Below are 10,329 nucleotides of genomic sequence, written 5' to 3' on the forward strand. Positions count from 1 at the left end.
CCCAAAACACAAGGTCTTGGAGTTCCGGCTATCGAAGGTGGGTTTCCCCATTCGGAAATCCGTGGATCAAAGCTTCTTCGCAGCTCCCCACGGCTTATCGCAGCGTAGCACGTCCTTCATCGCCTCTCAGCGCCAAGGCATCCACCGAACACCCTTAAGGCACTTGATTGCTCTCATTATCAATGTCCACACACTCGGCAGAATGTATGCCGCCCAATCGCAGTGAGACCGAAATCTCAAAGCGCGCACCCTCGATGAATGCTGCTTGCGCGGCCGGACATTGATTAGAAAGACCAGCTTGCTTCGTAAGATCGAACCAATAGCGAGGCGGTCAAGCTTCGCTAACAGGATCATTTTACAACCCGCTCATCTTGCGATGAACGAGCGCCGAAAATGATCTGGAGATAGTGAATGAGCACCCGCGAATTGCTCCGCAGATCCCAAACTTGGATCGATCTCCTCTTTACGATGTCAGATAACACGCACACCGCGTCCATCCGGACTGCGTGTGCGAATTGATGTTTCGCGGACGATGATGCTTCAGTCGAGGCGCCAGCCCGTCTTCGCTCTTCGAGCTTCGACGCGGCAGCCTTCGCTTTGGTTGGCTTGCCGAGCCGTAGCTGGCGATCCGCCAGCGAAGGCTGGTGGAGCCAGACGGGATCGAACCGACGACCTCATGCTTGCAAAGCACGCGCTCTCCCAGCTGAGCTATGGCCCCGTAACCAGAAGACGAATGCCCGCTCGATGAAGGTGGTGGGCCTGGGAAGACTTGAACTTCCGACCTCACGCTTATCAAGCGCGCGCTCTAACCAACTGAGCTACAAGCCCCTAACGCTCATCCTACAAAGGATTAGGAACCCGCTCGCGCGCAACCGGCTTTCGCCGATGCATCGCACAGCGCTCTAGCCCCTGGCGCGTGTTCGTCCGCGAAGAAAGAGAAACGAAGACGGCGAAATCCCGCCTATGGAGCTCAAGCGATCTGGCGATCGATTGGCCCCGAGATGTTTCTAAAACGATCCGATAGTGAGCGTGAGCTCTCTGAAGGACCATCCTTAGAAAGGAGGTGATCCAGCCGCAGGTTCCCCTACGGCTACCTTGTTACGACTTCACCCCAGTCGCTGACCCTACCGTGGCCGGCTGCCCCCTTTCGGTTAGCGCACCGTCTTCAGGTAAAACCAACTCCCATGGTGTGACGGGCGGTGTGTACAAGGCCCGGGAACGTATTCACCGTGGCGTGCTGATCCACGATTACTAGCGATTCCAACTTCATGGGCTCGAGTTGCAGAGCCCAATCCGAACTGAGACGGCTTTTTGAGATTTGCTAGGACTTGCGTCTTCGCTTCCCATTGTCACCGCCATTGTAGCACGTGTGTAGCCCAGCCCGTAAGGGCCATGAGGACTTGACGTCATCCCCACCTTCCTCGCGGCTTATCACCGGCAGTCTCCTTAGAGTGCTCAACTAAATGGTAGCAACTAAGGACGGGGGTTGCGCTCGTTGCGGGACTTAACCCAACATCTCACGACACGAGCTGACGACAGCCATGCAGCACCTGTCTCCGGTCCAGCCGAACTGAAGAACTCCGTCTCTGGAGTCCGCGACCGGGATGTCAAGGGCTGGTAAGGTTCTGCGCGTTGCGTCGAATTAAACCACATGCTCCACCGCTTGTGCGGGCCCCCGTCAATTCCTTTGAGTTTTAATCTTGCGACCGTACTCCCCAGGCGGAATGCTTAAAGCGTTAGCTGCGCCACTAGTGAGTAAACCCACTAACGGCTGGCATTCATCGTTTACGGCGTGGACTACCAGGGTATCTAATCCTGTTTGCTCCCCACGCTTTCGTGCCTCAGCGTCAGTATCGGGCCAGTGAGCCGCCTTCGCCACTGGTGTTCTTGCGAATATCTACGAATTTCACCTCTACACTCGCAGTTCCACTCACCTCTCCCGAACTCAAGATCTTCAGTATCAAAGGCAGTTCTGGAGTTGAGCTCCAGGATTTCACCCCTGACTTAAAGACCCGCCTACGCACCCTTTACGCCCAGTGATTCCGAGCAACGCTAGCCCCCTTCGTATTACCGCGGCTGCTGGCACGAAGTTAGCCGGGGCTTATTCTTGCGGTACCGTCATTATCTTCCCGCACAAAAGAGCTTTACAACCCTAGGGCCTTCATCACTCACGCGGCATGGCTGGATCAGGCTTGCGCCCATTGTCCAATATTCCCCACTGCTGCCTCCCGTAGGAGTTTGGGCCGTGTCTCAGTCCCAATGTGGCTGATCATCCTCTCAGACCAGCTACTGATCGTCGCCTTGGTGAGCCATTACCTCACCAACTAGCTAATCAGACGCGGGCCGATCTTTCGGCGATAAATCTTTCCCCGTAAGGGCTTATCCGGTATTAGCACAAGTTTCCCTGTGTTGTTCCGAACCAAAAGGTACGTTCCCACGCGTTACTCACCCGTCTGCCGCTGACGTATTGCTACGCCCGCTCGACTTGCATGTGTTAAGCCTGCCGCCAGCGTTCGCTCTGAGCCAGGATCAAACTCTCAAGTTGGACTTGAAACTTTGAACCGGCTGATCACAACGTTTGACGAGGTCCACACCGAAATCGCACAGCGATTCACATCGCTGGCGACCTGACCTCAATGAAGAGGCCATGGTGTAACCTTATTCAAAACGTGTACCGCCGAAGTCTTTCGTCCGGTCCCGATCGGGAAAACCGAGGTTTTCAAAATCGAGACCCGCAAGGACTCCGCCGTCCACGTTTCTCTTTCTTCATCTTCACTTGTCAAACAGCCCGAGATCCGAAGACCTCACACCCTTAGGAGGGTTCCGACCCTCTTCACCCGACGGCGAATCCCCAACCGATTTACGTCGGCTGTTGAGTCACTCATCAAAGTGAGGAGCATCAAGGGCGCGAAAGCTTGCCTTGGCCACCGGGCCAATGCAGCGCCGCGCTCAGTGGCCGCCTTATAGGCCGGCCCAATCCGGCTTGTCAACGGCCATTGTCAACAAATCGTCGCATCAGGTGCAGATTCTTCTGATGCGCAGAACTGCTCGATTTTTCGGGACTTTACGCCGTACTTGAGCCACAATCCTGCGACGTTCTGACGATTAGTTATGCAAAATGAATCGCCGGATGCCAGTGGGGGCTGCCGGTGGTTTCTCTACCAAGGGACTGACGATTTCGATGAATCCGTCGCCAGTTCCACGCGGCCGAGCAACATCGAGAGATTTACACATCGTTGGCATTCGAGATTGTGGTGGGCCATCGGCCTTCGATAATTCACGAATGTTGCTGTATGTGACGCGCCGTACTGCCGGATTGCCCCGCTAGGGCGAATGCGGGCGCAAGGGAGTGCGGAGGTCTCGTCGTATGCTGATGGAACTTGGGGGAACACGGGTTTGAGCCAACGGGCGTCACGCGGGAGCGGCTTTGGACGCGAGACCGGGATGATCGATCTCGGTCACGAGCCGCCGCTGTCGGTTGACGGCTCGGAGGCTGCGGTGATCGACCGCCGCCGTGTTTCCGTACAGTGGTTCAGCGGCACGATCCTCACCGGCCTGTGCGGCGCGGCCTTGATCGGCGGCGCCGTTTTTGCGTCCCTCGACGGCGAGATGACCTTTGCCAAGCTCCCCGAGCGGGTCGAGGGCGCGCTGCGCGGTGCCATCAGCGCCAATGACCGTGCCGCCACCCTGCACAAGAGCGACCGCCTGCCGCCGCCGTCGGAATCAAGCGCCTCGCGCAACGTGGTGCGGGTATCGACGGTGACCCGCGTCGGCAACCGCGACGTGATGCGGGTGCGGCCGTATGTTCGCATCTCCGGCAACCTGTCGATGACGACAAGCGATCTTTCGGCCAAGATCCCGCCGTTCAACGCCCAGCGCATGCTGACCGATGTCGGCACCAATCAGACCGCGGCGGCGGACGATCCGAACAACCCCGAGGCTGTGGAGCCCGACGCCGAGGTCTCATTCGTCACCAAGGATCTGGGGCAGGTGCTACCGAAGGCGAAGATCGCCGCGGGGGTGGCGCTCGACGAGATCCTGATGCGGGTGCGTGACGCGGCCAACTGGCGCGGCAATAACGGCGGCGTCCGCTATACGCTGGCCAATGCCACCGCCGATGTCGGCGGCGCGCAGCCCGACCTCAAGCTCGCCTATGCCACAGAGGGCAACGTTTCCGATCCCTATGCCGGCTTTGAAACCCGCGTGGTGCCGGAAAACGTCACGCTGCTGCCGAAGACCAAGGAGCAGGTCACCGGCGGCAACCCGACCGGGGAGCGGGTGCATATCGTCAAGAAGGGCGACACCGTCACCTCGGTGCTGCGCGACATGGGCGCGACAGCCGACGAGGCCAAGGCGATCGCGGCCATGCTCGGCGCCCGCGGCCGCGATGGCGGCCTGAAGGAAGGCCAGAAGCTGCGCATCCTGATGGCGCCGGCAAATCCGGCGCCGGGAGCGCGGCTGCAGCCCTATCGCGTGATCGTCGCCAACGACACCCAGGTCGAAGCGGTCGCAGCACTCTCGGACATCGGCAAATATGTCGCCGTCGACGTGCAGAGCTTGAACACCGTGTCCGACACCGCCGACAACAGCGACGATGACGAGGATGATGGCAGCGGCGTACGGCTCTATCAGAGCATCTACGAGACCGCGCTGCGCAACAAGGTGCCGCAGAACGTCATCGAGGACATGGTCCGCATCTATTCCTATGACGTCGACTTCCAGCGCAAGGTGCAGCCCGGCGATAGCTTCGACGTCTTCTACGCCGGCGAGGACGAAGGCGTAACGAGCAGCGAAAAGACCGAGGTGCTGTACGCCGCGCTCACGGTCGGCGGCGAGACCAAGAAATACTACCGGTTCCAGACGCCGGACGATTCGGTGGTCGACTACTACGATGAGACCGGCAAGAGCGCGAAGAAGTTCCTGGTGCGCAAGCCCGTCAACAACGCGATCATGCGCTCCGGCTTCGGCGGCCGTCGCCATCCGATCCTCGGCTACGTCAAGATGCACACCGGCGTCGACTGGGCGGCCCCCTACGGCACCCCGATCTTCGCGTCGGGCAACGGCGTGGTCGAAAAGGTCGGCTGGGAGGGCGGCTACGGCAAGTATGTCCGCGTCAAGCACAACAATGGCTATGAGACCGCCTACGGCCACATGTCCGCCTTCGCCAAGGGCATGGAAGCCGGCAAGCGCGTCCGCCAGGGCCAGGTCATCGGCTTTATCGGGTCGACCGGCATGTCGACCGGCGCCCACGTCCATTACGAGATCCTGGTCAACGGCCGTTTCGTCGACCCGATGCGCGTGAAGCTGCCGCGCGGGCGCTCGCTCGAGGGCTCGATGCTGGCAGGTTTCGAGAAGGAGCGCGACCGGATCGATGCCCAGATGAGCAGCCGCGGCAGCTCCCGCATCGTCTCCGACGCCACCGGCTCGACCGGTTCGCGCCCTGTCAGCAACCGCTGATCTCCCCCGTCAAATCAAGCAAATTTGCCGCGGCGGCCGTGGAACCGGGAGGGCATCAGCTCGGTTTCAGGGATGCACGAAACCTCCAACGGAGGGTGTCATGGAGAATTGGACGAACGCGAAATTGTGCGACGTCGCAAACCTGATCCTCGGCGCGATCCTGTTGCTGTCGCCCTGGCTGTTCGGCTTCACCGCCGGAACCGTCTCCACCAACGCCTACATCACCGGCATCGTCATCGCGGTCCTTGCAATCGCGGCGCTGGCGGCGTTCGCGGTGTGGGAGGAGTGGCTGAACCTGATCGTCGGATTGTGGGCCCTGGTGTCGCCCTGGGTATTGGGCTTCCACGGCACCACCGCGATGACGGTCCATGTGGTGATCGGCGCGGCGGTGGCGATCCTGGCTGCAATCGAGCTCTGGATGATGTCGCAGCACCCGCCACGGCTGACCACAGGCCGCTGATCGAGGGCTGTCTTACTCTGGTCCCTGCCCGCCACGACGGCGGGTGGAGGCCTTGTTTCGCGTAGAGGGTACCGGACATGAGGCACATCACACGCGATGACGTCGTCAAGGCGGTCGGCCAGATCGACGATGTCACCATCGCCAAGATCATCGCGACGGGCGCCACCGTCGACGAGTTGGCGGAGGCGCAGGCTTGGCTCGCCAATGACGAGCCGCTGATGAACGCCGGCAAACCGCTTGCGACCGGCCGCGCCCGCGAGCTCGTGGACATCCTTTCCGAACTCGAGCCGAGCGACGAGGACGATGTCGGCCCGGCAGTGACGCAGGAATAGCCTCCCCCAAACTCGAAGCCCTCTCCGCCGGGCCGCGGAGAGGGCTTCGATCGTTTCATGATTTAGTTCAGCTTGCGCTTCGCTACCGGCGCGTCGAACTGAGCGACCTCTGCGGTCTGCTGCGCCTTGCCGTTGAAGGTCAGCACGTTGCCCTCCGCCGAGATCTTGACTTGGTCGCCGTCCTTGACATCGCCAGCCAGGATCATCTCGGCCAGCGGATCCTGCAGATTGCGCTGGATCACCCGCTTCAGCGGGCGGGCGCCGTAAGCCGGATCCCAGCCCTTGGCGGCCAGCCAGTCGCGCGCCGCCGCGTCCAGCGTCAGCGTGATCTTGCGATCCTCCAGGAGCTTCTGCAGCCGCGCGAACTGGATCTCGACGATCCGACCCATCTCGCTCTTCTGCAGCCGATGGAACAGGATGATCTCGTCGACACGGTTGAGGAATTCGGGGCGGAAATGCGCCCGCACCGTCGCCATCACCTGCTCGCGCACCGCGCCCGTATCCTCGCCTTCCGGCTGGTTCACCAGGAACTCCGAACCGAGGTTCGAGGTCATGATGATCAGCGTGTTGCGGAAATCGACCGTGCGGCCCTGACCATCGGTCAGACGCCCGTCGTCGAGCACCTGCAGCAGCACGTTGAAGACATCAGGATGCGCTTTCTCGATTTCGTCGAACAGCACCACCTGGTAGGGCCGCCGTCGCACCGCCTCGGTCAGCGCGCCGCCCTCGTCATAGCCGACATAGCCCGGAGGCGCACCGATCAGGCGCGAGACCGAGTGCTTCTCCATGTATTCGGACATGTCGAGGCGGACCATCGCGGTCTCGTCGTTGAATAGGTACTCAGCCAGCGCCTTGGTCAGCTCGGTCTTGCCGACGCCGGTGGGCCCTAGGAACATGAACGAGCCCATCGGCCGGTTCGGGTCCTGCAGGCCGGCGCGCGAGCGGCGCACGGCGGTCGCGACCGCACGCACCGCCTCGGCCTGGCCGACGACGCGCTTGCCGAGCGCATCCTCCATCTTCAGGAGCTTCTCTTTCTCGCCTTCCAGCATCCGGTCGACGGGAACACCGGTCCAGCGGGAGACCACCTGCGCGATGTGGTTGGCGGTGACCGCCTCCTCCATCGTCGCGCCCTGGTTCTCGCTGGCCTCGATATCGGCGAGCTGCTTCTCCAGTGCCGGGATCTTGCCATAGGCAAGCTCGCCTGCACGCTGGAATTCACCGCGGCGCTGGGCGTTGGCCAATTCCACGCGCAGCGCGTCGAGTTCGGCCTTCAGCTTCTGGGCGTTGGAAAGCTTGTTCTTCTCCGCGCTCCAGCGCGCCGTCAGCGCTGCCGATTTCTCCTCGAGATCGACGAGTTCCTTCTCCAGCGCCTGCAGCCGGCTCTTCGAGCCCAGATCGCTTTCCTTCTTCAGCGCCTCCTGCTCGATCTTGAGGCGGATGATCTCGCGGTCCAGCGTATCAAGCTCTTCCGGCTTGGAATCGACCTGCATCTTCAGCCGCGCCGCCGCCTCGTCCATCAGGTCGATCGCCTTATCGGGCAGGAAGCGGTCGGTGATGTAGCGGTTGGACAGGGTCGCGGCTGCCACCAGCGCGGAATCGGCGATCCGCACGCCGTGGTGCTGCTCGTACTTGTCCTTCAACCCGCGCAGGATCGAGATGGTGTCCTCGACCGTCGGCTCGCTGACAAAGATCGGCTGGAAACGCCGAGCCAGCGCGGCATCCTTCTCGACATGCTTCTGGTACTCATCGAGCGTGGTCGCGCCGATGCAGTGCAGCTCGCCGCGGGCCAGCGCCGGCTTCAACAAGTTGGACGCGTCCATCGCGCCATCGGCCTTGCCGGCGCCGATCAGCGTGTGCATCTCATCGATGAACAGGATGAAGGTTCCCTCGGCCGAGGTGACCTCCTGCAGCACGGCCTTCAGCCGCTCCTCGAACTCGCCGCGGTACTTTGCACCCGCGATCAGCGCACCGAGGTCGAGCGACAAGAGCCGCTTGTCCTTCAGGCTCTCCGGTACGTCGCCGTTGACGATGCGCAGCGCCAGGCCCTCGACGATGGCGGTCTTGCCGACGCCGGGCTCGCCGATCAGGACGGGGTTGTTCTTGGTGCGGCGGGACAGCACCTGGATGGTGCGACGGATCTCCTCGTCGCGGCCGATCACCGGATCGAGCTTGCCGTCGCGCGCGGCCTGGGTCAGGTCGCGGGCATATTTCTTCAGCGCGTCATAAGCGTTCTCGGCGGTGGCGCTATCGGCCGTACGGCCCTTGCGCAGCGACTCGATCGCCGCATTCAGGTTCTGCGGTGTGACGCCGCCCTTGCTCAGGATCGAGCCGGCCTCGCTGTTCTTCTCGAGCGCGAGCCCGAGCAGCAGACGCTCGACGGTGACGAAGCTGTCGCCGGCCTTCTCCGCCGCCTTTTCGGCCGCATCGAATGCCCGCGCCAATTCGGGTGAAAGGTAGACCTGCCCCGCGCCGCTGCCCGACACTTTCGGCAGCTTGTTAAGCGCATCCTCGGATGCCTTGAGGATGGCGCGGGAATTGCCGCCGGCGCGATCGATCAGACCGCCGGCAAGGCCTTCGCTGTCGTCCAGCAGCACTTTCAACAGATGCAGCGGCGAGAACTGCTGGTGCCCCTCGCGCACCGCAAGCGACTGCGCCGACTGGATGAAGCCGCGCGCGCGCTCGGTGTATTTCTCAATATTCATAACTTTGCTTTCCCTCGGCCTGCCTCCCCAGCCCCGCAGGCACTGTGAAGGCATCTTCATTGGGTTTCCGCCCGGCGGTGTTGACGTCGGTCAACCCGCCGGTGGTCGTCGCCCTCATTTCAGGCTTGACGCGAATGTGGGCATTTGGCTTCCGAAACGGAAGGGCTTTCTGCAATGATTTCGTAAGGTTGTATGGCCCGATCGATGAAAATCTCCTAAAAGGCCTGATGTCCTCCGCTTCATCCCCAGAGATCGCCGGCATCTACCGCTATCCCGTCAAAGGCCTGACGCCCGAGGCGCTGCCGCGGGCCGAGCTCAAGGCTGGCCAGACGCTGCTGTCCGATCGCCGCTACGCCATCGAGAACGGACCGAGCGGCTTCGATCCCGAGCAGCCCAAATGGCTGCCGAAGCCGCATTTCCTGATGCTGCAGCGGGACGATTGGCTGGTGCCGCTCCGTGCCGAATTCGACGACGGCAGCCACGTCCTGACCCTGCGCCGGAACGGTGAGATGGTGGCTCAGGGCGACCTCGAAACGGCCGCCGGGCGCGCCGCGATCGAGCAGTATTTCGCACTCCACCATGCCGGCCAGATCAAGGGACCGCCAAAGGTCCTGACCAGCCCCGGTCACAGCTTCTCCGACGTCGCCCGCAAGGTGGTCTCGATCATCAACCTCAATAGCCTGCGCGCGATCGAGGAGATGGTCGGGCAATCCGTGCATCCGCTGCGCTTCCGCGCCAACCTCTATGTCGAGGGCTGGCCGGCCTGGCACGAATTCGAGCTGCTCGACCAGACGATCGCGATCGGCAGCGCACGGGCCAAGGTGGTCAAGCGCATCACCCGCTGCGCCGCGGTCAATGTCGATCCCGACACCGGCGTGCGCGACCTCACCATCCCGCACACCCTGATGGAGCGCCTCGGCCACAACGAATGCGGCGTCTATGCCGAGGTGGTCGCGGATGGCGCGGTGGCTATCGGGGATGCGATCGCGGCGGAGCAGCCGGAGCTGTTGTAGCAAAAGCGAACCGCCTCGCGACGGAGCAAGCCGCGCGAATGATGGGTTTCGCTCCGCTCTACCCATCCTACAATTCCGATTCAGTTTCAAACAGCCTCTCCGCTGTCATCGTCCGGCTTGACCCGACGATCCAGTATTCCAGAGACGGCGGTGCTTGAGCCGAGAGGCCGCCGGATACTGGATGCCCGCCTTTGCGGGCATGACCGTGGAGCGTGAGGAGACGATGTGCGCTCGCGTTCTCGCGGCGCGTTGCGTCCGAGCTTGGCGTCTCGTTCCACCCTCCCCGAGATCAGAGGGCGCAGGGAAAGCCGGGTGCCGGTTGCACCCGTGGGTCCCGTGCAACAAAAAGCACGGGGGTAGGACCA

5 protein-coding genes, 2 tRNA genes and 2 rRNA genes (1 of these 9 running past the window's edge) are annotated in these 10,329 nt (G+C 62.0%); 4 read left to right on the forward strand and 5 right to left on the reverse strand.

Features of this window, described 5'->3' with window-relative positions; translation table 11 throughout:
* The 4 genes from AC5ZGW_RS37395 to AC5ZGW_RS37410 all read right to left on the reverse strand — a co-directional run.
* Nucleotides 1-169 (reverse strand): 23S ribosomal RNA (locus AC5ZGW_RS37395) (it extends 2,671 nt beyond the left edge of the window).
* Between the two features lie 473 nt (nt 170-642).
* Nucleotides 643-718, reverse strand: a tRNA-Ala gene (locus AC5ZGW_RS37400).
* A 33-nt stretch (nt 719-751) separates the two neighbouring features.
* Nucleotides 752-828 (reverse strand) — tRNA-Ile (locus AC5ZGW_RS37405).
* Between the two features lie 228 nt (nt 829-1,056).
* Nucleotides 1,057-2,545, reverse strand: a 16S ribosomal RNA gene (locus AC5ZGW_RS37410).
* Together the 16S and 23S rRNA genes with 2 tRNA genes alongside form the textbook arrangement of a ribosomal RNA operon.
* An 899-nt stretch (nt 2,546-3,444) precedes the next feature.
* Between AC5ZGW_RS37410 and AC5ZGW_RS37415 the strand changes: the two genes are divergently transcribed.
* From AC5ZGW_RS37415 to AC5ZGW_RS37425, 3 genes are all read left to right on the forward strand, one after another.
* Nucleotides 3,445-5,457, forward strand: a complete 2,013-nt coding sequence (locus tag AC5ZGW_RS37415; RefSeq protein ID WP_165435340.1) for a M23 family metallopeptidase — start codon at nt 3,445-3,447, stop codon at nt 5,455-5,457.
* 100 nt (nt 5,458-5,557) lie between these two features.
* The gene (locus AC5ZGW_RS37420) at nt 5,558-5,917 is read left to right on the forward strand and encodes an SPW repeat protein (protein WP_028169119.1); all 360 of its coding nucleotides are present in this window, start codon (nt 5,558-5,560) and stop codon (nt 5,915-5,917) included.
* Nucleotides 5,918-5,994: 77 nt separating this feature from the next.
* Nucleotides 5,995-6,249: a hypothetical protein gene (locus AC5ZGW_RS37425; RefSeq protein WP_028169118.1), complete on the forward strand. Its 255-nt coding sequence runs from the start codon at nt 5,995-5,997 to the stop codon at nt 6,247-6,249.
* Between the two features lie 62 nt (nt 6,250-6,311).
* Here AC5ZGW_RS37425 and clpB read toward each other — a convergent pair whose 3' ends face one another.
* On the reverse strand, nt 6,312-8,951 hold the full coding sequence (gene clpB / locus AC5ZGW_RS37430) for an ATP-dependent chaperone ClpB (RefSeq protein WP_130227579.1): 2,640 nt from the start codon (nt 8,949-8,951) through the stop codon (nt 6,312-6,314).
* Nucleotides 8,952-9,178: 227 nt separating this feature from the next.
* Between clpB and AC5ZGW_RS37435 the strand changes: the two genes are divergently transcribed.
* Nucleotides 9,179-9,964 (forward strand): MOSC domain-containing protein, encoded by a 786-nt coding sequence (locus AC5ZGW_RS37435; protein ID WP_130227580.1) that lies wholly within the window; start codon nt 9,179-9,181, stop codon nt 9,962-9,964.
* The last annotated feature ends 365 nt before the right edge of the window (nt 9,965-10,329 follow it).

The sequence above is a fragment of the Bradyrhizobium sp. Crot121 genome, from assembly GCF_059512385.1.

What these genes read in the sequence shown, in the direction of transcription:
- AC5ZGW_RS37415 (WP_165435340.1), top strand. Translation starts at nt 3,445, where the DNA reads ATGATCGATCTCGGTCACGAGCCGCCGCTGTCGGTTGACGGCTCGGAG.
- AC5ZGW_RS37420 (WP_028169119.1), top strand. Translation starts at nt 5,558, where the DNA reads ATGGAGAATTGGACGAACGCGAAATTGTGCGACGTCGCAAACCTGATC.
- AC5ZGW_RS37425 (WP_028169118.1), top strand. Translation starts at nt 5,995, where the DNA reads ATGAGGCACATCACACGCGATGACGTCGTCAAGGCGGTCGGCCAGATC.
- clpB (WP_130227579.1), bottom strand. Translation starts at nt 8,951, where the DNA reads ATGAATATTGAGAAATACACCGAGCGCGCGCGCGGCTTCATCCAGTCG.
- AC5ZGW_RS37435 (WP_130227580.1), top strand. Translation starts at nt 9,179, where the DNA reads ATGTCCTCCGCTTCATCCCCAGAGATCGCCGGCATCTACCGCTATCCC.